Genomic DNA, 21,366 nt, shown 5'->3' with positions numbered 1-21,366 from the left:
AGGTAAGAAAAAATGGCAAAAGAGAAGTTTGAACGCAATAAGCCGCATTGCAACATCGGCACCATCGGTCACGTTGACCACGGTAAAACCACGCTGACTGCAGCGATCACGAAAGTGCTTGCTGAATCTGGCGGCGGTGAAGCCGTAGACTTCGCGAACATTGACAAGGCGCCGGAAGAGCGTGAGCGCGGCATCACCATTTCAACGGCACACGTTGAATATGAAACAGACAACCGCCACTATGCGCACGTCGACTGCCCGGGTCACGCTGACTATGTTAAAAACATGATCACCGGCGCGGCTCAGATGGACGGTGCTATTCTGGTTGTGAACGCAGCTGACGGTCCAATGCCACAGACTCGCGAGCACATCCTGCTTGCTCGTCAGGTTGGCGTTCCTGCTCTTGTTGTTTTCATGAACAAAGTTGATCAGGTTGACGACGAAGAACTGCTTGAGCTCGTTGAAATGGAAGTTCGTGAACTTCTTTCTTCTTACGACTTCGATGGCGACAATATTCCCATCGTTGCTGGTTCTGCTCTGGCTGCTCTCGAAGGCCGTGACGACAATATCGGTAAAGAGAAAATTCTTGAGCTGATGGCTGCTGTTGATGAGCACATTCCACAGCCCGACCGTCCGGTTGACCAGGACTTCCTGATGCCAATCGAGGACGTGTTCTCAATTTCTGGTCGTGGTACGGTTGTTACCGGCCGTGTTGAAACCGGCGTTGTGAATGTTGGCGACGAAGTTGAAATCGTTGGTATCAAAGATACCTCGAAAACAACGGTTACCGGCGTTGAAATGTTCCGTAAGTTGCTCGACAGCGGTGAAGCTGGCGATAACATCGGTGCCTTGATCCGCGGCGTTGCTCGTGAAGAAGTTGAGCGTGGTCAGGTTCTTTGTAAGCCTGGTTCGATCACTCCTCACACAGAGTTCAGTGCAGAAGTTTACGTGTTGTCGAAAGACGAGGGTGGCCGTCATACGCCATTCTTCGCTAACTATCGCCCACAATTCTACTTCCGTACAACGGACGTGACCGGCGAAGTTATCCTGCCAGAAGGTACGGAAATGGTTATGCCTGGTGACAACGTGACAATTAACGTGAAGTTGATTGCGCCAATCGCTATGGACTCCGGTCTTCGCTTCGCTATTCGCGAAGGTGGTCGCACCGTCGGTTCTGGGGTTGTCAGCACCGTAACAAAGTAATATAGGACTGCATCGCCGCCCGGGTCACTGATTCGGGCGGCCAGTTTTTCGCCGCTCCGGCTTCTTTTTGAGAGAGAAAATCGGGGCGGTTTATTTTTGGCTCTTTGACATTGGTATAGGTTCTTATGGAAACGCAGAATATTCGCATACGCTTGAAAGCATTCGATCATCGGGTTCTCGATCAGGCGACCGGCGATATCGCTGACACAGCTCGCCGCACTGGCGCGCTTATCCGTGGACCGATCCCAATGCCAACGCGCATCGAAAAATTTACCGTAAACCGCGGCCCACACGTTGACAAAAAGTCACGTGAACAGTTTGAGGTCCGGACTTACAAAAGGTTGCTCGACATCGTGCAGCCTACGCCGCAAACCGTCGATGCTTTGATGAAGCTCGACCTTGCTGCAGGTGTGAATGTAGAGATTAAGCTCGCTTAATGTGAGTGACGACATTGCTCTGAATGGAGCAATGGTGACATGGGAAACCGCCAGTTCAAACTGGGTCATGTGTCCCCCGTCTAGTTTACCTGATCTTTGGATCAGGCAAACGCTTTAGCCCGGACGGGGCGATATTCGAAAATTCGGGGCTTTGTATTTTGTAACACGCCCGCTGGCAATTCCGCGACCGGGCCTCTGTAAGGAGAAATGATCGTGCGTACTGGCGTGATCGCGAAAAAAATGGGGATGACCCGCTTGTTCCAGGAAGATGGTCGGCATGTGCCGGTAACCGTTCTTTCCCTGGAAGAATGTCAGGTTGTTGGAGCCCGCAAACAGGATCCGGATGGCTATTTTGCTGTTCAGCTTGGTGCAGGTGCCCGTAAAGCGAAAAATGTAAACAAACCACAACGTGAAGCTTTTGCAAAAGCAGAAGTAGAGCCAAAGGCTCGTGTTGCTGAATTCCGGGTTGAGAGCGAAGAAGGCTTGCTCCCAGTTGGCGCAACAATCACGGCTGACCACTTTATTGCTGGTCAGATGGTCGATATTCAAGGTGTGACACAAGGTAAGGGCTTTGCCGGTGCCATGAAGCGTTGGGGCTTCGGCGGTATGCGCGCAACCCACGGTGTTTCCATCTCTCACCGTGCGCACGGTTCGACTGGTCAAAACCAGGATCCAGGCAAGGTCTTCAAAGGTAAGAAGATGGCCGGTCACATGGGTGCGCGCAATCGCACGCAACAAAATCTGGAAATCGTCCGTACAGACGCCGCTCGCGGTTTGATCTTTGTGCGTGGCAGCGTTCCCGGTTCCAAAGGTGGCTGGTTGCTGGTTAAAGATGCCGTGAAAGTGGCTCTTCCCGAAGGTGTTCCATTCCCGGGTGCCATGCGCCGTAACGCGGATGAAACAGCGACCGAAGATGCGCCAGCAGGCATGATCGAAGCCGATGCAGCGATCGAAGCGCCAACCGGTCCTACCGATGAAGAAATCGCAGCAGCAGCAGCGGAAACGCCAGCTGAAGCACCTGCCGAAACACCAGCAGAAGAAAAATCTGATGCTGCAGATGATGCAGGGAAGGAGGGCTAAGCCATGAAATTGAAAGTGAAAACCCTCGACGCAAAAGCCAAAGGCGACATCGATTTGAATGATGACGTGTTCGGTTTGGAAGCGCGCGCAGACATTTTGCACCGCGTCGTCAACTGGCAACGTGAAAAAGCACGCGGCACGGCCCGTCCAACGCGTGAGCGTAGTGACATTGCCCGCACCGGTAAGAAGTTCGGTAACCAAAAGGGCGGTGGTACTGCTCGTCATGGTGATCGCCGTGCACCTATCTTCGTTGGTGGTGGTAAAGCCCACGGTGCTCGCAAGCGTGACTTCAACCCATCGCTGAACAAGAAAGTTCGCGCACTGGGTCTGAAAATGGCGCTGTCCGACAAAGCAAAGAACGACAACTTGATCGTGCTTGAGAATATTGAAATGAAAGAAGCCAAAACACAGGCTCTTCTGGCCAATATTACGAAGCTCGGTTTTGGCAAGTCAGCACTGGTCATGGATGGTGATGATGTGAATGATGCTTTCTCTAAAGCATCGAACAACATTCCACGCGTCAATGTGATGTCCGCTGCTGGTGCCAATGTTTATGACATTTTGAACCATGAGACCCTGGTGCTGACACGCGCTGCGGTTGAAAAGCTGGAGGCACGCTTCAATGGCTAAAAAAGAAGCAGTAGACATTCGTCACTATGACGTAATTGTCGGCCCACACATCACCGAGAAATCAACCTTGCTCAGCGAAAATAACGCTGTGGTTTTCAAAGTTGCGAACACCGCAACCAAGCCGCAGATCAAAGCCGCTATCGAGGCGCTGTTTGATGTCAAAGTCAAAGGCGTGAACACGATGGTGCAAAAGGGCAAAACCAAGCGTTGGAAGGGTCGTCCCTACACGCGCAACGATGTTAAAAAGGCTGTTGTCACGCTGGCTGAAGGCCAGACGATCGACATCACCACGGGAGTTTAAGGGCAATGGCATTAAAATCCTATAAACCGACAAGTCCCGCACGGCGTGGTCTTATCCTGGTCGACAAGAGCGGCCTGTGGAAAGGCAAGCCCGTCAAGAAACTTGTCGAAGGCAAGCGCAAAACTGGCGGCCGCAACAACAAAGGTCATGTGACCTCTCGCGGTATCGCTGGTGGTCATAAGCAGAAATATCGTCTGGTGGACTTCAAGCGCCGCAAGTTCGATGTTTCGGCAACGGTTGAGCGGATCGAATATGATCCTAACCGGACGGCTTTCATTGCTTTGATCAAATATGATGACGGCGAGCTGAGCTACATCTTGGCACCGCAACGTATGGCCGTTGGTGACACTGTCATCGCTGGTGAAAAAGTTGACGTGAAGCCTGGTAACGCGATGAAATTGTCGCAGATGCCAATCGGTACGATCATCCACAATGTGGAAATGAAGCCAGGCAAGGGCGGTCAGATTGCTCGCTCTGCTGGTACATATGTCCAGATTGTTGGTCGTGACCGCGGCATGGTTATCGTTCGCCTGAACTCAGGTGAACAGCGTTATATCCGCAGCGATTGCATGGGCACGGTTGGCGCGGTTTCTAACCCCGACAACTCGAACCAGAATTTCGGTAAAGCGGGCCGCACCCGTTGGAAGGGCCGTCGTCCTTTGACACGTGGTGTTGCGAAAAACCCTGTCGATCACCCGCATGGTGGTGGTGAAGGTCGGACCTCCGGTGGTCGTCACCCAGTGACACCATGGGGCAAGCCAACCAAGGGCGCTCGTACCCGTAAGAATAAAACGACCGACAAGATGATCATCCGGTCGCGTCACGCGAAGAAGAAGAGGTAAGCATGGCTCGTTCCATCAAAAAAGGTCCATTTGTTGACCTCCATCTGCTGAAAAAAGCGCAAGACGCTCAGGAAGCTAGCAAGCGTTCGCCGATCAAGACATGGTCGCGTCGTTCTACGGTTCTCCCTGATTTTGTTGGGCTGACTTTCAATGTTTATAACGGTCAAAAATTCATTCCGGTTTCCGTGAATGAAGACATGGTTGGCCACAAGCTTGGCGAGTTCGCTCCTACGCGTAACTATTACGGCCATGGCGCTGACAAAAAAGGCAAGAAATAATGGGTAAGGCATCATCACCCCGCCGCGTTGGCGACAATGAAGCTTTGGCTGTTGGCAATTCCATTCGTGGTTCTGCCCAAAAGCTGAACCTTGTTGCACAGTTGATCCGCGGCAAGAAAGCAGAAGACGCTTTGAACATCCTGTCCTTCTCTAAAAAGAGCATGGCCAAAGATGTGAGCAAGGTTCTCGCTTCCGCCATCGCCAATGCAGAAAACAACCATAATCTGGATGTTGACGCATTGATCGTTCAGGAAGCCAGTGTTGGCAAAAGCCTGACCATGAAGCGCTGGAAAGCCCGCGCACGTGGCCGCTCTGCCAAGATCATCAAGCCATTTAGCCGCGTGCGCATTGTTGTGCGTGAGCATGAAGAAGAAGAGGCGTAAACCATGGGTCAAAAGAGTAATCCTATCGGGCTTCGCCTGCAGATTAACCGGACTTGGGACAGCCGCTGGTATGCGGAAGGTGCTGATTACGGCAACCTCTTGATGGAAGACATCAAGATGCGCAAATATATCCTGGAAACCGTGCCACAGGCTGCGATCTCCAAGGTTGTGATCGAGCGTCCGGCCAAGACTTGCCGCGTTTCCATCTATGCGGCTCGCCCCGGTGTTATCATCGGTAAGAAAGGCGCGGATATTGAGAAGCTGCGCCGCAAGCTCAGTGAAATGTCTTCCAGCGATGTTTCTTTGAACATTGTTGAAATTCGCAAGCCAGAAGTTGACGCGCAATTGGTGGCACAGGGCATTGGTGATCAGTTGATCCGCCGTGTTGCTTTCCGCCGGGCGATGAAGCGCGCTGTTCAGTCCGCTCTGCGTCTAGGTGCTGAAGGTATTAAAATTGTTTGTGGTGGCCGTTTGGGCGGAGCAGAAATTGCCCGCGTTGAATGGTACCGTGAAGGCCGCGTGCCGCTCCATACGCTGCGCGCCAATATCGACTATGCTGAACATGAAGCGCTTACCGCTTACGGCATTATCGGTATCAAGGTCTGGATTTTCAAAGGCGAGATATTGGGTCACGACCCGATGGCTCAGGATCGGTTGATGGTGGAAGCGCAAACTTCCGGCGTTCGCCCCTCTCGTTGATTTTTAGGGAATAGGTAAAGCATCATGCTGCAACCAAAGAAAACAAAATTCCGGAAGGCTCATAAGGGCCGGATTAAAGGAAAGGCGCCAGGCGGCACGACGCTGAACTTCGGTTCTTACGGTCTGAAAGCCATGGAGCCAGAGCGGATCACCGCGCGTCAGATCGAAGCGGCTCGCCGTGCGATCACCCGTCACATCAAACGGCAAGGTCGTTTGTGGATCCGTATCTTCCCAGACGTGCCGGTTTCGAAGAAACCAGCAGAAGTTCGTCAGGGTAAAGGTAAGGGTTCGGTTGAATATTGGGCTTGCCGGGTAAAACCAGGCCGGATCATGTTTGAACTGGATGGTGTTCCTGGCCCAATTGCTGCGGTTGCTTTCGAGCGTGCGGCGATGAAGCTCCCTATCAAGACAAAAGTTGTGGCTCGCCTTGGCGATACGTCACATTTGGAAGGTTAAGGACATGAGCAAGACAGAAGATTTGCGGACCAAAACCGACGATCAGCTTGAAAGCGATCTGGGCGAGCTGAAGCGCGAGGCATTTAACCTGCGCTTTCAGTCTGCGACCAACCAGCTCGAAAAGCCAAGTCGGATACGCGAAGTGCGTCGCACGATTGCGAAGATTAAAACCCTGCAGAACGAGCGCGCGAAAGCCGCCGTCGCAGAAAAGGCGTAAGGAACCGATATGCCAAAACGTATTCTCACCGGCACGGTAGTGTCAGACAAAGGTGATAAGACCATTGTCGTCAATGTCGAACGCAAAGTGAAGCATCCGCTTTACGGGAAAATTATGCGTCGTTCGAAAAAATATCACGCGCATGACGAAAAGAACGAGATGAGCACTGGTGAAACTGTGCGCATTGAGGAAACAAAACCGATTTCCAAGTTGAAAACTTGGAAGGTGCTGGAACGGGTTGGCGCTGCTGCTGCTCCTGCAACACCAAAGGTTGCTGAAATTACTGCTGAAGACGAAGGCGAAGTCAAAGCCGAAAGCTGAAGCTGACGAAGTTTAACTGTGCTCCGAACATTCGGGGCGGAATGAAGAAGGAAATGGATCCATGATCCAGATGCAATCGAACTTGGAGGTCGCTGATAATAGCGGAGCCAAACGCGTGCAGTGTATCAAGGTGCTGGGCGGTTCCAAGCGCCGTTTTGCTGGCGTTGGCGACATTATTGTTGTGTCGATCAAGGAAGCGGCTCCGCGCGGCAAGGTCAAAAAAGGTGACGTTCACCGGGCTGTGATCGTACGCACGAAGAAAGATATCCGCCGCAAAGACGGTTCGGTTATCCGCTTCGACAGCAACGCCGCTGTGCTGGTCAACAATGCGCAGGAGCCTATTGGCACGCGTATCTTTGGCCCTGTGGTTCGCGAACTGCGCGCCAAGAAGCACATGAAAATCATCAGCCTTGCGCCGGAGGTACTATAATCATGGCCAATGCAAAGATTAAAAAGGGTGACACCGTTGTTGTTCTGTCCGGCAAGGACAAGGGCAAGTCCGGTGAAGTGACCAAGGTTATGCCAAAAGACGATAAAGTTATCGTCGCTGGGGCCAATGTAGCTGTGCGTCACCGCAAACCGACACAGGCCAACCCGCAAGGTGGTCTGGAACGCCGTGAAGCACCAATGCACATCAGCAAGGTTGCTCTGGCCGATCCTAAAGATGGCAAGCCGACACGGGTTCGCTTTGAAGAGAAAGACGGAAAGATGGTCCGTGTGGCCGTGAAATCCGGGGAGAAAGTCGATGGCTGATAAATATTTGCCACGCATGCGCAAAAAATATGACGATGAGATCGTCAAAGCGATGCAGGAAAAGTTCAACTATTCCAATGCTATGGAAGTGCCAAAGATCACCAAGATCACACTGAACATGGGTGTTGGTGAAGGTAGCCAGGACAAGAAGAAAGCCACGACAGCTGCGGCTGAAATGGAACTGATTGCTGGTCAGAAGCCTGTCATTACCAAAGCCAAGACGTCAATCGCGACATTCAAGCTGCGTGAAGGCATGCCGATTGGTTGTAAAGTGACATTGCGCCGTGAGCGGATGTACGAATTTCTCGATCGTCTGATTACGGTGGCTATGCCGCGTATTCGTGACTTTCGCGGTCTGAACCCAAAGAGTTTTGATGGTCGTGGCAACTTTGCCATGGGCATTAAAGAGCAGATTATTTTTCCTGAGATTGCCTATGACGACATCGACGTGGTGCGCGGCATGGACATTATCGTGACGACTAGCGCGAAAACGAACGATGAAGCTCGTGAGCTTTTGAAACTGTTCGGTTTCCCGTTCCCGCAGGAAGAAGAGCAAGCAGCGGCATAATCCGCGAGAGACAATTTTTTAAGTTTCCGGTTTTCGGAGACACGCAAGAAAGGAAGAGAACTTAAGTCATGGCGAAACTGAGTTCCATTAATAAAAACGAACGTCGCAAGAAGCTGGTGAAGAAATATGCCGGTCGTTATGCGAAGTTGAAGGCGATGGCCAACGATGAGTCTCTTGATGAGACTGAGCGTTTGATGGCGCGTCTTAAAATGGCGGAAATTCCGCGCAACGGTAATCCAACCCGCGTGCGTAACCGCTGCGAAACCACAGGGCGTCCACGCGGCTATTACCGCAAGTTCCGTCTCTGCCGCATCGAGCTGCGTGATATGGCCAATAAAGGCCTTATCCCCGGCGTAACGAAATCCAGCTGGTAAAGGGAAGATAATATGGCTTTTACCGATCCCTTGGGTGATATGCTCACCCGCATCCGTAACGGACAGCAAGCACGTAAGGACAGTGTGGTTTCACCTGCTTCCAAATTGCGCGGTGCTGTTCTCGAAGTTCTGCAGCGCGAAGGTTATATTCGCGGCTACAGCGAAGAAGAGGTGAACAAGCACCCTGGTCTTCGTATTGAACTGAAATATTTTGAAGGCGAGCCGGCTATCCGCCACGTGGCCCGCGTTTCAAAGCCTGGTCGTCGTATCTACAGCGGTTCACAGGAACTGCCATCAGTGCGCAATGGCCTGGGCATCACAATCGTTTCGACGCCAAAAGGTGTTTTGTCTGACGCAGAAGCGCGCCAGCAGAATGTCGGCGGCGAAGTACTCGCAGAGGTGTTCTAATGTCTCGTATCGGCAAAAAAGCAGTAAGCATTCCTGATGGTGTTACCGCCACTCTGGATGACGGTCTGGTAAAGATCAAAGGACCCAAGGGCGAACTTTCAACCCCTATGGTTGATGATCTGACCTATGAGCTGAGCGATGGCGGTTTGTTGGTAACCCCGGCAAATAAGACCACGCGCGCACGCTCTTACTGGGGCATGCAGCGGACACTGGTTCAGAACCTTGTCGACGGTGTGACCGAAGGCTTTACCAAGGTGCTAGAAATCAGCGGCGTTGGTTACCGTGCAGCGGTTAAGGGCAAGACCCTGAACCTGCAGCTGGGTTTCAGCCACGATGTCGATTTCGACATTCCAGAAGGCATCACCATCAAGACACCGGATCAGACCACGGTCGAAATTTCGGGCATTGATAAACAGCAGGTTGGTCAGGTTGCCGCAGAAATTCGGCGCTGGCGCAAACCGGAGCCTTATAAAGGCAAGGGCATTAAATATCGCGGCGAATATGTTTTCCGCAAAGAAGGGAAGAAGAAATAAGCCATGGCTAATATTTCTCTATTCAAACGGCGTCAGCAACGCGTTCGCACCAAATTGCGGAAGCGCGGGCTCACAAAACCTCGTTTGTCTGTGCACCGCACAGGTCGTCATATCTATGCGCAGGTCATTGATGACGCAGAGGGCAAGACAGTTGCCGCTGCTTCAACAATCGACAAAGCATCCAAAGTGAAAACCGGTGCCGATAGTGCAGCGGCAGCGGATGTTGGCAAGCGCGTTGCAGAAGCAGCGAAAAAGGCCGGCATCAAGGAAGTAATTTTTGATCGCGGCGGTTTCCTTTACCACGGACGTGTAAAGGCTCTTGCCGACGCGGCCCGCGAAGGCGGATTGGAGTTTTAATATGGCTGATGAAACGAAAAAAGAAGGCGCAGAAGCCCCTGAATCAGCGGCACCAGCTGAAGCGGCTCCTGTGGAGCAAAAGCAAGAGCGCCCAAATGAACGCCAAGGACGTGGCGGCAATCGCGGCGGACGTGACGGTGGACGCGGTGGTCGTGATGGCGGACGCGGTCGTGGCCGTGGACGTGGTGGCCGGGATCAGGATCAGGGCGAAGAGCTGATCGAGAAACTGGTTCACATCAACCGTGTTTCCAAAACCGTAAAAGGCGGTAAGCGCTTTGGTTTTGCTGCTCTGGTTGTGGTTGGCGACGGCAAAGGCCGCGCCGGTTTTGGTAAGGGTAAAGCACGCGAAGTGCCTGAAGCGATTACCAAAGCAACCGCTGCTGCGAAAAAGAAAATGGTTCGCGTTCCTTTGCGGGAAGGTCGTACGCTTCACCATGATGGCAAAGGCCAGTTTGGTGCAGGCAACGTGACCTTGCGTTCGGCGCCTCCGGGTACCGGTATCATTGCCGGTGGTCCTATGCGTGCGGTTTTCGAAAGCCTTGGTGTTGCCGATGTGGTGACCAAGTCCAACGGAACATCCAACCCTTATAACATGATCCGGGCAACCTTCGTGGCGCTTGGTGAACAGACCAGCCCCAAGGCTGTATCCCAGCGGCGCGGCAAGAAAGTTGCCGATCTGCTTGGCCGCGGCGGCGCTTCTGAAGCTGAGGCCGAGGCCGAAGCTGCAGCAGTTACGGAGTAAGGCATAATGGCTAAAGTAAAAATCAAGCAGGTTGGTTCGCCAATCCGTCGCCCGGAAGAACAGCGCAAGACGCTGATCGGCCTGGGCCTGAATAAAATGCACCGTGTATCCGAACTGGAAGACACACCGGAAGTGCGCGGCATGATCCGTAAGGTGCACCATCTTGTAGAGGTTGTTGAAGGGTAAAACCCGAAACGACCGTGCGAATAAAAGCGAAAGCGAGTACACGACATGAAACTGAACGAAATTAGAGATAATGACGGCGCGCGCAAATTGCGTACCCGTATTGGCCGCGGCATTGGTTCCGGTAAAGGCAAAACCGGCGGACGTGGTCAAAAGGGCCAGAAGTCTCGCTCCGGTGTTTCCATCAACGGCTTTGAAGGTGGCCAGATGCCGCTTCACATGCGGCTGCCAAAGCGTGGTTTCAACAACCCGTTCGGCACCGACTATGCTGAAGTTAATCTGGGTATGATCCAGAAGTTCATCGACAGCAAAAAGCTTGCCAACAAAGGCACGCTGGATCAGGCAGCTTTGAATGCAGCTGGTTTGACCCGCGGTGGCAAAGACGGCGTACGTCTGCTGGCCAAAGGCGAAATCAAAGCGAAAATCACCATCGCCGTTGCTGGCGCTTCCAAAGCGGCTGTCGCAGCGGTGGAAAAAGCAGGCGGCAAGGTCGAAATTCTTGCTGGCGCAGCGGCTCACCGTCCAAAAGGCGAAAAGAAGGCAACACCTTCCAAGCCAGCTAAAGAGAAAAAGGCCGCCAATCGGGCCAAAAAGAAAGATTGATTCAGTTAGGGCTTCGCTATCGCGAGGCCCTTCTTTTTGCTGGCCCCTTGTCATTAGCTTATTAAAATCCGATATGGGGCAGACAGTATTCCTGCGAAAGCAGGAATCCATCTCCAAAGCTGTCGTGCAAGGGCAACGTTAGGAGATGGACCCCGGCCTTCGCCGGGGCACAGTAGTTTCAATATCGTGTCGTGTTAAGCGATATATTGCGGGGCAAGGAAGTTTAGAAATGGCATCAAAAGCCGATCAGGTCGCAGCAAATTTGAGCCTGGCAAAGTTCGGGGAAGCAACCGAACTGCGTAAACGTATCTGGTTCACTCTGGGCGCATTGGTGGTTTTCCGCCTGCTCAGCTTCGTACCACTTCCCGGTGTTGACCCTGTCGTACTGGCGGATCTCTATGATCAAACACGCGGTGGTGTGCTTGACATTTTCAATACATTTTCAGGTGGTTCGCTCGAGCGGATGAGCCTTATCGCGCTGGGCGTCATGCCCTATATTACCGCATCGATTGTCGTCCAACTGGCGGCGGCGCTGTCGCCTACCTTGGCCGCGATCAAGAAAGATGGCGAAGCGGGCCGCAAAAAACTCAACCAATATACGCGCTATGGTACGGTCGGTCTGACGGCGATTCAGGGCTATTTCATTGCCGTTGGCTTGGAAAGCTTTGCCTCGCAATCCGGCCTGCAGGCCGTTGTGAACCCCGGCATGGGCTTCCGCGTTGGTGCAGTGATCAGTCTTGTTGGCGGTACCCTGTTCCTGATGTGGCTTGGCGAGCAAATTACAAGCCGCGGTATTGGTAACGGTATTTCACTGATCATCATGGCCGGTATCGTGGCACAAATGCCTACTTTCGTCGGTAACCTGATGGAAGGCAGCCGCACTGGTTCGGTTGGCGCTTTGACCATCGTTGGTCTGATCGCCATGGTCGTTGGCTTGGTATTGTTCATCAGCTTCATGGAACGTGCGCAAAGACGTGTGCTAATCCAATATCCCAAGCGCGCCACGCAAAATGGCGTGATGCAGGCGGATCGTAGCCATCTTCCTTTGAAGGTGAATACCGCAGGCGTGATTCCTCCGATTTTCGCTTCTTCACTGCTGTTGATGCCGCTGACGGTTAGCCAGTTTGCCGGAAATACGACTGCGGGCGAAAGTGCGGGCGGGGACTTTATCATCGCGTTAAACCAATATCTTGCTCATGGGCAGCCGCTTTACATGGCGCTCTATGCAGCCGGCATTATTTTCTTCTGTTTCTTCTACACGGCGGTTGTGTTCAATCCCGAAGAAACAGCTGAAAATCTCAAGAAAAACGGTGGCTTCGTACCTGGCATTCGTCCTGGCAAAAATACATCGGACTATCTTGATTATGTTCTGACACGTATTACCGTGGTTGGTGCCGCTTATTTGGCCTTTGTTTGTGTGCTGCCTGAATATGTCATGGCTCAGACCAATTTGCCGATCTTCTTCCTTGGCGGAACCAGTTTGCTGATTATCGTTAATGTGACGGTCGACACGGTGACCCAGATTCAAAGCCACTTGCTGGCCTTGCAATATGGGGATCTGCTCAAAAAGGCGAAACTTAAAGGCGGTCGTCGTCGGCGCTAACAATATTCCTCCAAGCTTTTCGAAATTATAGGGGACAGTGATTTATGGATATCATCCTGTTGGGACCTCCGGGCGCTGGTAAAGGTACCCAGGCCGGTCTTCTCGAAGACGAGCATGGCATGGTCCAACTGTCCACCGGTGATATGCTGCGCGCTGCGGTCAAAGCCGGCACGGAAGTCGGCTTGAAGGCAAAAGCTCTGATGGATGCCGGTGAACTGGTTCCCGATGAGGTCGTCTCCGGTATCATTGGCGACAAGCTTGATGAGCTTGGCCCTGACCAAGGCGTCATTTTTGATGGCTATCCTCGTACTGAAGCACAGGTCCATTCGCTTGACGAGATTTTGACAGCGCGCAACCGCACGCTATCCCATGTCATCGAACTGGGCGTGGATGTTGATGCGTTGGTAGAACGCATCACGGGCCGCTTTACCTGCGGCAATTGCGGTGAAGGCTATCATGACAAATTCAAACAACCTGCCAAGCCAGGGGTTTGTGATGCCTGTGGTTCGACCGAATTCAAGCGCCGCCCGGACGACAATGAAGAAACTGTTCGCACGCGTATGGATGAATATCGGGCCAAAACAGCACCGATATTGCCCATCTATGAAGAGCGCGGCATTGTGACCAAAGTTGACGGCATGGGCAGCATGGACGCTGTGAGCACCGCCATAGAAGCTGTGCTGGCTCTGGATTGATTTCGTTTGTCAGCTTCGGCTGATAGATATTGCCAGTGACAGGCACGCCTATTAGTCTCTCTGCAACAGGGGGAGACATAGATTGTTCCGATTCATTTTACCTTTAGCTGCCGTCCTCGGCGCATCTGCGGCGCAGGCCGAAGTGACCAATACCGCTGACAATGGTTTCACCGTCAAACATCTGGAGACGGTCAACGGATCTGCCGAAGATGTTTGGAAAACAATCATCGCACCGGCGCGATGGTGGAATGGAGAGCACAGCTTTTCAGGAAATTCCGATAATTTCTATCTGGTTCCGCAAGCGGGCGGCTGCTTTTGTGAACTGCTGCGCAAGACGAGCGAAGACAATATCAAGTCTGCTGAAGGCAGCGTGCAACATATGCGGGTCATTTTTGCACAAAATAATAAAGCATTGCGTATGTCCGGTGCATTGGGACCGTTACAGGGCGAAGCGGTCACCGGGACACTGACCATCGGTTTGTTGCCGGACGGCGACAAAACCGGCGTGTCTTTTGTATATAAAGTGGGCGGCTATATGGAATTCCCAGTAGATCAGATCGCTCCAGCGGTGGATGGTGTGATTGGGGAACAGCTAAACAGGCTCGCTGCGCTTTTTGCACCCGAAGAAGGAGCGACAGCGGAGCCAGAGGATGAACCGGAAGAAGCCGAACAAGCTGAATGATTAGGGCTGAATTTCAAGGCTTTACCAATCGAACAAATTGCCGTTAATATGCTGCCCACATCAAAAGCGATTCGAGGATATCGCAATTGACGACGGGCGCGCAGATAATCACCTAAGGGGGAGTAAGACGATGGCCGTTTCCGATCATGTAGATTTTCCAACATTCATGGAAGGCGTGAAAAAGCGCAATCCGGGACAGACCGAATTTATTCAGGCGGTGCAGGAAGTTGCTCAAGATATTTTTGGATTTATCGAAGATAAAGAGGAATATCATGCGGCCCAAATTTTACGGCGGATGGCCGAACCTGATCGCGTCGTATCGTTCCGTGTCTGCTGGGAAGATGATAACCACAATATCCGCGTCCAGCGTGGCTGGCGGGTTCAGAATAACAATGCCATTGGACCTTATAAGGGCGGCATCCGTTTCCACCCGAGTGTGACCGAGAGTGTGCTGAAGTTCCTCGCTTTCGAACAGACGTTTAAAAACTCGCTCACTGGTCTCCCCATGGGCGGCGGCAAGGGCGGTGCCAACTTCAATCCGAAGGGCAAGTCTGACGCGGAAGTTATGCGCTTTTGCCAAAGTTTCATGACTGAACTCTATCGCCACATCGGCCCTGACACGGATGTTCCTGCCGGTGACATCGGCGTTGGCGCACGAGAAATTGGCTATATGTTCGGCCAGTACAAGCGGATTACCAATCGCTGGGAAGGCGTGCTGACGGGTAAGGGCCGCGAATATGGCGGCAGTGAAATGCGGCCAGAAGCCACCGGCTATGGCGCGGTCTATTTCATGGAAAACATGCTCAAGCACAAAAATGATGCGATTGAGGGCAAGACCGCTGTTATTTCCGGATCAGGCAATGTGGCCACCCATGCAGCGGAGCAGATCACCAAGCAGGGCGGTAAGGTTCTGACCCTGTCTGATAGTGGCGGTTTTGTTCACGATCCTGACGGTTTCACCCAGGAAAAGATCGACTGGGTCAAGGAGCATAAAACTCACCGTCGTGGCCGGATGTCAGAATATGTCGATGAGTTTAAAGGCGCGACCTTCCACGAAGGCCAGCGTCCATGGAGCGTGGCCTGCGATCTCGCATTGCCTTGCGCGACACAGAACGAGCTCAATGAAGAGGAAGCAAAGGCGCTGGTCTCCAACGGTGTGATGGCCGTTTCGGAAGGCGCAAATATGCCAACCACACTGGATGGCGTTCATATCTTCCACGACGCGAAGATCATGTATGGGCCAGGTAAGGCGGCCAATGCGGGCGGCGTGGCCGTATCCGGTCTGGAAATGAGCCAGAATGCAGAACGCATCAGCTGGAACCATGAACGGCTTGGCCAGATGCTCACCGAGCTGATGGAAGGCATTCATGATCAATGCGTTGAATATGGTGATCAGGGCGATGGCTATGTCGACTATGTGAAAGGTGCGAATATCGCAGGCTTCAAGAAAGTTGCCGATGCGATGCTGGCTTACGGGGTTGTGTAAAATCTAGCCGGATTATTGGCCTGCTGGGATCGTTCCGGCAGGCCGAATTTTCAAGAACGCTATATGTTAGTGTAAAAGCGAATTCAACATCCGCTTCATCCCGAAAGCGGATGTTATAATGACTGAAATCGGAGCTGAAAACGGACGCTGGTGCCGGGAGGGCGGGAGAAACCCAGTTACACATCGCTATGTCCCGGCTGATCGCCTCGCCAAGTCAAATCTCCCGGCTTGGCTTAGGCTAGGAAGCGTCTCTAGTGATTATCAGCATAGTCCGCAACTCGGTCGTAACCGGAGGGTATGTTTCTTGCTATCCAATGTCCACATTTGCGCCCTTAGCGGTCATTCACTAAGCAGCTGACGTAGGGATTGACCGGTTGCATCAAAGATGACGCAAATATCCTGTTTGCCGCTGAAACCGCTATTGACAGCACCAGCGACTCTCCCTATCTGATCACTATTCGAAATCCAACACAACCGGCAACGCTTTCGTGGCGTCCGCTGGTTTTGTGCGTTTTGGATGTGTTTTTAACAGCTTAGCGATGAGATAGAGGCCGGCGAATCGGTCTCTGTGGAGCAGGAGAAAAATATTGGCACGTATTGCCGGGGTAAATATCCCAACAAACAAGCGCGTTATTATCGCGCTCACCTATATTCACGGTATCGGGCGCACGAAAGCGGCTGAAATTGTCGAAAAACTGAAAATCGATCCAGCCCGCCGGGTTCAGGACCTTACCGATCAGGAAGTTTTGCACATTCGCGAAACCATTGACGCGGACCATACGGTTGAAGGTGATTTGCGTCGTGAGAACGCAATGAACATCAAACGTCTGATGGATCTGGCCTGCTATCGCGGTCTTCGTCACCGTAAAGGTCTGCCGGTTCGCGGACAGCGTACGCACACCAATGCGCGTACCCGCAAAGGCAAGCCCAAGGCTATTGCCGGTAAGAAAAAATAAGACAGTCTTTTGGACTTGTCTCTTCTGGATATTAGGTAGGAATTGATCACATGGCACGCGAACCGCAGCGCATTAAGAAAAGCGCGCGCAAAAATATTTCGGCAGGCGTAGCGCACGTCAACGCCACATTTAACAACACGATGGTCACCATCACCGACGCACAGGGCAATGCGATAAGCTGGTCCTCCGCGGGTATGATGGGTTTTAAGGGCTCTCGTAAATCTACGCCGTACGCGGCGCAGGTTGCCGCAGAAGACGCTGGCAAGAAAGCAGCAGACCACGGTGTTCGCACCCTGGAAGTGGAAGTGAAAGGTCCCGGCTCTGGCCGTGAATCCGCACTTCGCGCGCTGCAGGCCGTCGGTTTTACCATTACCTCGATCCGCGATGTTACGCCGATCCCGCATAATGGTGTCCGTCCGTCCAAACGCCGCCGCGTTTAAGCCACGCAAGTTTACGGGAACTATCCGGCCGGTAGTTTCCAATTTTTGGTAATTCGGAGTGGTAACGGTCCAACCCACTCTTTGAACTCACTAGGGGAAGTCCATGACTGTCAATATGAAGAACTGGCAAGAACTCAAAAAGCCCAATGTTCTCGATATAAAATCTGGTGGTGATCCCAAGCGTAAAGCTACTTTTGTAGCAGAACCTCTTGAGCGCGGCTTTGGCTTGACCATTGGTAACGCGCTTCGCCGTGTTTTGCTGTCATCGCTGCAAGGCGCTGCGGTTACCTCGATCAAGATCGAAAATGCCCTGCATGAATTCTCGTCGCTCCCCGGCGTGCGTGAAGATGTCACCGACATTGTTCTGAACGTCAAGCAGATCGCCCTGAAAATGGAAGGTGAAGATGCCAAGCGTCTGCAGCTTTCCGCAACCGGTCCTGCTGAAGTGACTGCAGGTGATATTGCGGTTTCCGGCGACATTGAAGTGATGAACCCTGATCTGGTTATCTGTCACCTTGATGAAGGCGCGTCGTTCAACATGGAACTGACCGTCAATGTTGGTAAGGGCTATGTTCCAGCGGTTGCGAACCGTCCGGCAGACGCGCCAATCGGCCTGATCCCGGTTGACTCGCTCTATTCGCCAATCCGTCAGGTTTCCTACAAAGTCGATAATGCCCGCGTTGGTCAGGAGCTTGACTTTGACAAGCTGAACCTCACCATCGACACCGACGGCACGGTAACACCGGAAGATGCGATTGCTTATGCAGCGCGCATTCTTCAGGACCAGTTGCAGCTGTTCGTGCATTTCGAAGAAGCTTTGGAAAGCGTGTCATCGCCCATCGGCATGGCTGCAGCGCAAAGCCAGCAGGAAAGCGATGCCAACCAGCTCAACCGTTACCTTCTCAAGAAGGTCGACGAGTTGGAACTGTCCGTCCGCTCGGCAAACTGCCTAAAGAACGACAATATCATCTATATTGGCGATCTGGTGCAGAAAACCGAAGCCGAAATGCTGCGTACGCCTAACTTTGGCCGCAAGTCCTTGAACGAAATCAAGGAAGTGCTGTCCAGCATGGGTCTGCGTCTGGGAATGGATATTCCTGGCTGGCCGCCTGAAAATATCGAGGAAATGGCCAAGAAGCTTGAGCAAGAACTGCTGGGTTAAAATAATTATCCCTCTCCCCTTGAGGGAGAGGGTTGCGCAGACTTGCGAACTTGTTCGCTAGTCGTAGCTGGGTGAGGGGTAGCGTTCGCAAGCGAACGCGCGGCGGAAAACGCCGCTCCCCCTCTCCAAGTTTTGCTAGGCAGCGATGCTGCCAAGCGGCACTATCCTCTCCCTCCAGGGGAGAGGAGCAAAGGGTGAATTGGTGATGCCCTTGAAATCACCTGCTACGAGCTACCTCACACGGGCTCATAACGAACGAAGGAAAATATTATGCGTCATAGAATGAAGGGCCGCCGTATGCAGCGGACCGGTGCTCACCGTCAGGCTTTGCTGAAAAACCTGTCTGCGGCACTTATCAAGCATGAGCAGATCATGACAACCCTGCCTAAAGCCAAAGAAATGCGGCCTTATGTAGAAAAGCTGATCACCCTGGCGAAAAAAGGTGGCCTGTCCAACCGTCGTCTTGCGCATTCGCGTTTGATGGATGAAGTTCAGGAGAAGAAGCTTTTTGAAGAACTGGCTGAGCGCTACAGCGACCGTAATGGCGGTTATACGCGTATCATCAAAGCCGGTTTCCGTGACTCCGACGCCGCTGCGATGGCAGTGATCGAACTGGTGGACCGTGATGAAGATGCCAAAGGTCAGGATAGTGGTCCGGACCAGAATGCTGAGGAAGACTTCGAAGAGGCATAAACGCTTCACCTGACAGATAGTTTCAATTGATAAAAGAGGCTGCGAGCGATAGGCTTGTGGCCTCTTTTCTTTTGGTTTCATTGTTCGGGAAATTTTATGCGTATCACCTCCATTCTCGCGGTTGCTCTTTCCACCAGTGCGATTGTTGCCGCTACTCCGGTTTTAGCTCAGACAGAAGAACAAGCAGAGGAAGCCAAGGCTTTGACCTACCCGGAAACCAAAACTGTTGATGTGGTTGAAGAGCAATTTGGTGAAGCGATTGCCGACCCTTATCGTTGGCTGGAAAATGATGTTCGCGAGGATGCAGACGTAGCGGCCTGGGTCGCGGCGCAAAATAGTGTGACCGATGCTTATCTGGCGACGCTGGACGGCCGCGAACCGCTGGCAGCCTCGATGACTGCGCTTTTTGACTATGACGAAATCGAACCTCCAGTCGAGGCTGGGGGGAAATATTTCTATGAGCGCAAGAGTGGTGGTCAGAATCAGGCCATACTCTATGTTCGGGATGGGAAAGATGGCGAAGAGCGCGTCTTAATAGATCCTGCGGGTTGGTCAGAAGATGGCGCAACGGCACTGGCGGAGTGGAAACCATCGAGCGATGGCAGCTTGCTGGTTTATGCAGTGCAGGACGGCGGCTCTGACTGGCGCACATTGAAAGTCATCAATGTCGCGACCGGCGAGATAATGAAAGATAGCGTTGAGTGGGTGAAATTCAGCGACTTGGCGTGGATGCCGGCCAATAGCGGCTTTCTATATTCCCGCTTTCCGGAGCCCGAAGAGGGAGCAGCCTTTCAATCGCTGAACAAAAATCACACAGTCTATATGCATATGATCGGCAAGGAGCAAAGCCGGGATATCAAGGTTTATGAGACTCCCGATCAACCGGAACTAAGTCACACCGCTACCGTAACATCCGACAAAGAGTGGGTGGTAATTACATCCTCTTCTGGGACCGATGATCGCTATGAAATCACGCTGGTCAAAGTAGATGCGAACGAGATTGAACCGCGCAAGCTGATCACCGGCTTTGACCATAATTGGTCGCTGATTGATGGTGTGGGCGATACGCTCTATTTTGTGACCAACAAGGACGCACCGCGCCTGCGGGTGATGAAAACCGATGTCAGCGCGGAAAACCCTGAATGGGTGGAGATTGTTCCGGAGCATGTGGCGACAATTGACGACGCGGTACTGGTTGGTAACACGTTGGCAGTCGATTATATTGATGATGCCAAAAGTCGGCTGGAACTGTTCGCTGTAGATGGCACGCCAAAGGGTGTGGTGGATTTACCCGGACTGGGTCAGGTGAAGGGGCTTGATGGTTCTGCCAAGGCATCTTCCGGTTATTTTGCTTTTGAAAGCTACAATCGTCCGGCGACAATTTATAGCTTTGCTGACGCCGGTGCACCGACCGTGTGGGCGCAACCGGATGTTCCTTTCGATCCCGAAAGCATCACCGTGTCGCAGCGTTTTTATGAAAGCAAAGACGGCACCAAAATTCCGATGTTCCTGGTGCACAAGAAAGATCTCGATCTGAGCGAGGGCGCCCCGACATTGCTCTACGGCTATGGCGGTTTTAACATTTCGGTTCTGCCTGGCTACAGCGAGCCTAAAATGGCGTGGATCAAGGCAGGCGGTGTCTATGCCTCTGCCAATCTGCGTGGTGGCGGAGAATATGGCAAAGAATGGCATGATGGCGGAAGACTGCAGAACAAACAGAATGTGTTCGATGACTTCATCGCTGCTGGTGAATATCTGATTGCAGAGGGCATCACGCCAAAAGATGGCCTGGCGATTGAAGGTCGCTCCAATGGCGGGCTGCTCGTCGGTGCGGTGATGAATCAGCGTCCCGATCTGTTCACGACGGGCCATGCAGCCGTGGGGGTGATGGACATGTTGCGCTTTGATCGGTTTACCGCGGGGCGTTACTGGGTCGATGACTATGGCTATCCCAACAAGGAAGCGGACTTCAGGAAGCTGCTTTCCTATTCACCCTATCACAATATCAAGGACGGAACGGACTATCCCGCGTTGATCGTTTCAACCGCCGATACCGATGATCGCGTGGTGCCGGGGCACAGCTTTAAATATACCGCGCGCCTGCAAGCGCTGAACACAGGAAACAAACCGCATCTGATTCGCATCGAAACTAGGGCAGGGCATGGCAGCGGAAAGCCGACGGACAAGTTGATCGAGGAATATTCCGATATTTACGGCTTCATGGCCGATGCCGTGGGTTTGGAGATTGCCGACTGACTTCTCCGCCAGCCGGCAAATAATG

Annotated in this window: 31 protein-coding genes; all 31 read left to right on the top strand. The window is 52.6% G+C overall.

What is annotated here, in order from left to right; translation table 11 throughout:
• Positions 1-12 precede the first annotated feature (12 nt).
• The 31 genes from tuf (at position 13) to BS29_RS11935 (ending at position 21,341) form a co-directional block, all read left to right on the top strand.
• Complete coding sequence (tuf, locus tag BS29_RS12085; protein ID WP_229953893.1) at positions 13-1,203, top strand: elongation factor Tu; 1,191 nt, start codon at positions 13-15, stop codon at positions 1,201-1,203.
• A 125-nt stretch (positions 1,204-1,328) separates the two neighbouring features.
• Positions 1,329-1,640, top strand: a complete 312-nt coding sequence (gene rpsJ / locus BS29_RS12080) for a 30S ribosomal protein S10 (protein WP_108810519.1) — start codon at positions 1,329-1,331, stop codon at positions 1,638-1,640.
• Positions 1,641-1,853: 213 nt separating this feature from the next.
• Positions 1,854-2,720, top strand: a complete 867-nt coding sequence (rplC, locus tag BS29_RS12075) for a 50S ribosomal protein L3 (RefSeq protein WP_229953892.1) — start codon at positions 1,854-1,856, stop codon at positions 2,718-2,720.
• 3 nt (positions 2,721-2,723) lie between these two features.
• On the top strand, positions 2,724-3,350 hold the full coding sequence (gene rplD, locus BS29_RS12070) for a 50S ribosomal protein L4 (protein WP_109356542.1): 627 nt from the start codon (positions 2,724-2,726) through the stop codon (positions 3,348-3,350).
• The gene (locus tag BS29_RS12065) at positions 3,343-3,651 is read left to right on the top strand and encodes a 50S ribosomal protein L23 (protein WP_229953891.1); all 309 of its coding nucleotides are present in this window, start codon (positions 3,343-3,345) and stop codon (positions 3,649-3,651) included. The genes rplD and BS29_RS12065 overlap by 8 nt, the downstream gene beginning before the upstream one ends.
• Before the next feature lie 5 nt (positions 3,652-3,656).
• Positions 3,657-4,493: a 50S ribosomal protein L2 gene (rplB, locus tag BS29_RS12060; protein WP_229953890.1), complete on the top strand. Its 837-nt coding sequence runs from the start codon at positions 3,657-3,659 to the stop codon at positions 4,491-4,493.
• Between the two features lie 2 nt (positions 4,494-4,495).
• Complete coding sequence (rpsS, locus tag BS29_RS12055; RefSeq protein ID WP_108810515.1) at positions 4,496-4,771, top strand: 30S ribosomal protein S19; 276 nt, start codon at positions 4,496-4,498, stop codon at positions 4,769-4,771.
• Positions 4,771-5,154 carry a 50S ribosomal protein L22 gene (gene rplV, locus BS29_RS12050; protein WP_109356545.1) on the top strand — a complete coding sequence of 128 codons (384 nt, stop codon included), beginning with the start codon at positions 4,771-4,773 and terminating at the stop codon, positions 5,152-5,154. The genes rpsS and rplV overlap by 1 nt, the downstream gene beginning before the upstream one ends.
• A gap of 3 nt (positions 5,155-5,157) precedes the next feature.
• Complete coding sequence (rpsC, locus tag BS29_RS12045; protein WP_109356546.1) at positions 5,158-5,853, top strand: 30S ribosomal protein S3; 696 nt, start codon at positions 5,158-5,160, stop codon at positions 5,851-5,853.
• 24 nt (positions 5,854-5,877) lie between these two features.
• A complete protein-coding gene (rplP, locus tag BS29_RS12040) occupies positions 5,878-6,309 on the top strand; it encodes a 50S ribosomal protein L16 (RefSeq protein WP_207987482.1) in 432 nt (143 codons plus the stop codon).
• A gap of 4 nt (positions 6,310-6,313) precedes the next feature.
• Complete coding sequence (gene rpmC, locus BS29_RS12035; protein ID WP_229953889.1) at positions 6,314-6,526, top strand: 50S ribosomal protein L29; 213 nt, start codon at positions 6,314-6,316, stop codon at positions 6,524-6,526.
• A 9-nt stretch (positions 6,527-6,535) separates the two neighbouring features.
• On the top strand, positions 6,536-6,847 hold the full coding sequence (gene rpsQ, locus BS29_RS12030) for a 30S ribosomal protein S17 (RefSeq protein ID WP_109356549.1): 312 nt from the start codon (positions 6,536-6,538) through the stop codon (positions 6,845-6,847).
• A gap of 61 nt (positions 6,848-6,908) precedes the next feature.
• Positions 6,909-7,277, top strand: coding sequence for a 50S ribosomal protein L14 (gene rplN / locus BS29_RS12025; protein WP_074204535.1), 369 nt, complete (start codon positions 6,909-6,911; stop codon positions 7,275-7,277).
• A 2-nt stretch (positions 7,278-7,279) separates the two neighbouring features.
• Positions 7,280-7,600, top strand: a complete 321-nt coding sequence (rplX, locus tag BS29_RS12020) for a 50S ribosomal protein L24 (RefSeq protein ID WP_229953888.1) — start codon at positions 7,280-7,282, stop codon at positions 7,598-7,600.
• The gene (rplE, locus tag BS29_RS12015; protein ID WP_229953887.1) at positions 7,593-8,168 is read left to right on the top strand and encodes a 50S ribosomal protein L5; all 576 of its coding nucleotides are present in this window, start codon (positions 7,593-7,595) and stop codon (positions 8,166-8,168) included. Before rplX ends, rplE begins: the two co-directional genes overlap by 8 nt.
• Before the next feature lie 68 nt (positions 8,169-8,236).
• Positions 8,237-8,542 (top strand): 30S ribosomal protein S14, encoded by a 306-nt coding sequence (gene rpsN, locus BS29_RS12010; RefSeq protein ID WP_229953886.1) that lies wholly within the window; start codon positions 8,237-8,239, stop codon positions 8,540-8,542.
• A gap of 12 nt (positions 8,543-8,554) precedes the next feature.
• Complete coding sequence (gene rpsH, locus BS29_RS12005; protein WP_109356552.1) at positions 8,555-8,950, top strand: 30S ribosomal protein S8; 396 nt, start codon at positions 8,555-8,557, stop codon at positions 8,948-8,950.
• A complete protein-coding gene (gene rplF / locus BS29_RS12000; RefSeq protein ID WP_229953885.1) occupies positions 8,950-9,483 on the top strand; it encodes a 50S ribosomal protein L6 in 534 nt (177 codons plus the stop codon). The genes rpsH and rplF overlap by 1 nt, the downstream gene beginning before the upstream one ends.
• Before the next feature lie 3 nt (positions 9,484-9,486).
• Positions 9,487-9,840, top strand: coding sequence for a 50S ribosomal protein L18 (rplR, locus tag BS29_RS11995; RefSeq protein WP_229953884.1), 354 nt, complete (start codon positions 9,487-9,489; stop codon positions 9,838-9,840).
• Between the two features lies 1 nt (position 9,841).
• Entirely contained in the window at positions 9,842-10,582 is a 741-nt protein-coding gene (gene rpsE / locus BS29_RS11990; protein WP_229953883.1) for a 30S ribosomal protein S5, read from the top strand.
• A 6-nt stretch (positions 10,583-10,588) separates the two neighbouring features.
• Positions 10,589-10,768 carry a 50S ribosomal protein L30 gene (gene rpmD, locus BS29_RS11985; protein WP_108810501.1) on the top strand — a complete coding sequence of 60 codons (180 nt, stop codon included), beginning with the start codon at positions 10,589-10,591 and terminating at the stop codon, positions 10,766-10,768.
• A gap of 45 nt (positions 10,769-10,813) precedes the next feature.
• On the top strand, positions 10,814-11,368 hold the full coding sequence (rplO, locus tag BS29_RS11980; RefSeq protein ID WP_229953882.1) for a 50S ribosomal protein L15: 555 nt from the start codon (positions 10,814-10,816) through the stop codon (positions 11,366-11,368).
• Positions 11,369-11,597: 229 nt separating this feature from the next.
• Positions 11,598-12,971 carry a preprotein translocase subunit SecY gene (secY, locus tag BS29_RS11975; RefSeq protein WP_229953881.1) on the top strand — a complete coding sequence of 458 codons (1,374 nt, stop codon included), beginning with the start codon at positions 11,598-11,600 and terminating at the stop codon, positions 12,969-12,971.
• A 44-nt stretch (positions 12,972-13,015) separates the two neighbouring features.
• Positions 13,016-13,666: an adenylate kinase gene (locus BS29_RS11970; protein WP_229953880.1), complete on the top strand. Its 651-nt coding sequence runs from the start codon at positions 13,016-13,018 to the stop codon at positions 13,664-13,666.
• 82 nt (positions 13,667-13,748) lie between these two features.
• Entirely contained in the window at positions 13,749-14,348 is a 600-nt protein-coding gene (locus tag BS29_RS11965; RefSeq protein WP_229953879.1) for an SRPBCC family protein, read from the top strand.
• A gap of 130 nt (positions 14,349-14,478) precedes the next feature.
• Positions 14,479-15,834: an NADP-specific glutamate dehydrogenase gene (gdhA, locus tag BS29_RS11960; protein WP_229953878.1), complete on the top strand. Its 1,356-nt coding sequence runs from the start codon at positions 14,479-14,481 to the stop codon at positions 15,832-15,834.
• Positions 15,835-16,421: 587 nt separating this feature from the next.
• Positions 16,422-16,790, top strand: coding sequence for a 30S ribosomal protein S13 (gene rpsM / locus BS29_RS11955; protein WP_074204551.1), 369 nt, complete (start codon positions 16,422-16,424; stop codon positions 16,788-16,790).
• Positions 16,791-16,840: 50 nt separating this feature from the next.
• Entirely contained in the window at positions 16,841-17,230 is a 390-nt protein-coding gene (rpsK, locus tag BS29_RS11950; RefSeq protein WP_067198370.1) for a 30S ribosomal protein S11, read from the top strand.
• Between the two features lie 103 nt (positions 17,231-17,333).
• Positions 17,334-18,392 (top strand): DNA-directed RNA polymerase subunit alpha, encoded by a 1,059-nt coding sequence (locus tag BS29_RS11945; protein ID WP_108810491.1) that lies wholly within the window; start codon positions 17,334-17,336, stop codon positions 18,390-18,392.
• A gap of 270 nt (positions 18,393-18,662) precedes the next feature.
• On the top strand, positions 18,663-19,085 hold the full coding sequence (rplQ, locus tag BS29_RS11940; protein ID WP_229953877.1) for a 50S ribosomal protein L17: 423 nt from the start codon (positions 18,663-18,665) through the stop codon (positions 19,083-19,085).
• 96 nt (positions 19,086-19,181) lie between these two features.
• A complete protein-coding gene (locus BS29_RS11935) occupies positions 19,182-21,341 on the top strand; it encodes a prolyl oligopeptidase family serine peptidase (RefSeq protein ID WP_229953876.1) in 2,160 nt (719 codons plus the stop codon).
• The last annotated feature ends 25 nt before the right edge of the window (positions 21,342-21,366 follow it).

The sequence above is a fragment of the Parasphingorhabdus litoris DSM 22379 genome (assembly GCF_020906275.1).
In the GTDB taxonomy this organism is placed as follows: domain Bacteria; phylum Pseudomonadota; class Alphaproteobacteria; order Sphingomonadales; family Sphingomonadaceae; genus Parasphingorhabdus; species Parasphingorhabdus litoris.
The sequence above is the reverse complement of the archived record's forward strand: the minus strand, read 5'-3'. Positions and strand labels throughout refer to the sequence as shown.

Bases quoted from the DNA above. Each gene is read 5' to 3' on its own strand.
- tuf (WP_229953893.1), top strand. From the start codon at position 13: ATGGCAAAAGAGAAGTTTGAACGCAATAAGCCGCATTGCAACATCGGC.
- rpsJ (WP_108810519.1), top strand. From the start codon at position 1,329: ATGGAAACGCAGAATATTCGCATACGCTTGAAAGCATTCGATCATCGG.
- rplD (WP_109356542.1), top strand. From the start codon at position 2,724: ATGAAATTGAAAGTGAAAACCCTCGACGCAAAAGCCAAAGGCGACATC.
- BS29_RS12065 (WP_229953891.1), top strand. From the start codon at position 3,343: ATGGCTAAAAAAGAAGCAGTAGACATTCGTCACTATGACGTAATTGTC.
- rplB (WP_229953890.1), top strand. From the start codon at position 3,657: ATGGCATTAAAATCCTATAAACCGACAAGTCCCGCACGGCGTGGTCTT.
- rpsS (WP_108810515.1), top strand. From the start codon at position 4,496: ATGGCTCGTTCCATCAAAAAAGGTCCATTTGTTGACCTCCATCTGCTG.
- rplV (WP_109356545.1), top strand. From the start codon at position 4,771: ATGGGTAAGGCATCATCACCCCGCCGCGTTGGCGACAATGAAGCTTTG.
- rpsC (WP_109356546.1), top strand. From the start codon at position 5,158: ATGGGTCAAAAGAGTAATCCTATCGGGCTTCGCCTGCAGATTAACCGG.
- rplP (WP_207987482.1), top strand. From the start codon at position 5,878: ATGCTGCAACCAAAGAAAACAAAATTCCGGAAGGCTCATAAGGGCCGG.
- rpmC (WP_229953889.1), top strand. From the start codon at position 6,314: ATGAGCAAGACAGAAGATTTGCGGACCAAAACCGACGATCAGCTTGAA.
- rpsQ (WP_109356549.1), top strand. From the start codon at position 6,536: ATGCCAAAACGTATTCTCACCGGCACGGTAGTGTCAGACAAAGGTGAT.
- rplN (WP_074204535.1), top strand. From the start codon at position 6,909: ATGATCCAGATGCAATCGAACTTGGAGGTCGCTGATAATAGCGGAGCC.
- rplX (WP_229953888.1), top strand. From the start codon at position 7,280: ATGGCCAATGCAAAGATTAAAAAGGGTGACACCGTTGTTGTTCTGTCC.
- rplE (WP_229953887.1), top strand. From the start codon at position 7,593: ATGGCTGATAAATATTTGCCACGCATGCGCAAAAAATATGACGATGAG.
- rpsN (WP_229953886.1), top strand. From the start codon at position 8,237: ATGGCGAAACTGAGTTCCATTAATAAAAACGAACGTCGCAAGAAGCTG.
- rpsH (WP_109356552.1), top strand. From the start codon at position 8,555: ATGGCTTTTACCGATCCCTTGGGTGATATGCTCACCCGCATCCGTAAC.
- rplF (WP_229953885.1), top strand. From the start codon at position 8,950: ATGTCTCGTATCGGCAAAAAAGCAGTAAGCATTCCTGATGGTGTTACC.
- rplR (WP_229953884.1), top strand. From the start codon at position 9,487: ATGGCTAATATTTCTCTATTCAAACGGCGTCAGCAACGCGTTCGCACC.
- rpsE (WP_229953883.1), top strand. From the start codon at position 9,842: ATGGCTGATGAAACGAAAAAAGAAGGCGCAGAAGCCCCTGAATCAGCG.
- rpmD (WP_108810501.1), top strand. From the start codon at position 10,589: ATGGCTAAAGTAAAAATCAAGCAGGTTGGTTCGCCAATCCGTCGCCCG.
- rplO (WP_229953882.1), top strand. From the start codon at position 10,814: ATGAAACTGAACGAAATTAGAGATAATGACGGCGCGCGCAAATTGCGT.
- secY (WP_229953881.1), top strand. From the start codon at position 11,598: ATGGCATCAAAAGCCGATCAGGTCGCAGCAAATTTGAGCCTGGCAAAG.
- BS29_RS11970 (WP_229953880.1), top strand. From the start codon at position 13,016: ATGGATATCATCCTGTTGGGACCTCCGGGCGCTGGTAAAGGTACCCAG.
- gdhA (WP_229953878.1), top strand. From the start codon at position 14,479: ATGGCCGTTTCCGATCATGTAGATTTTCCAACATTCATGGAAGGCGTG.
- rpsK (WP_067198370.1), top strand. From the start codon at position 16,841: ATGGCACGCGAACCGCAGCGCATTAAGAAAAGCGCGCGCAAAAATATT.
- BS29_RS11945 (WP_108810491.1), top strand. From the start codon at position 17,334: ATGACTGTCAATATGAAGAACTGGCAAGAACTCAAAAAGCCCAATGTT.
- rplQ (WP_229953877.1), top strand. From the start codon at position 18,663: ATGCGTCATAGAATGAAGGGCCGCCGTATGCAGCGGACCGGTGCTCAC.
- BS29_RS11935 (WP_229953876.1), top strand. From the start codon at position 19,182: ATGCGTATCACCTCCATTCTCGCGGTTGCTCTTTCCACCAGTGCGATT.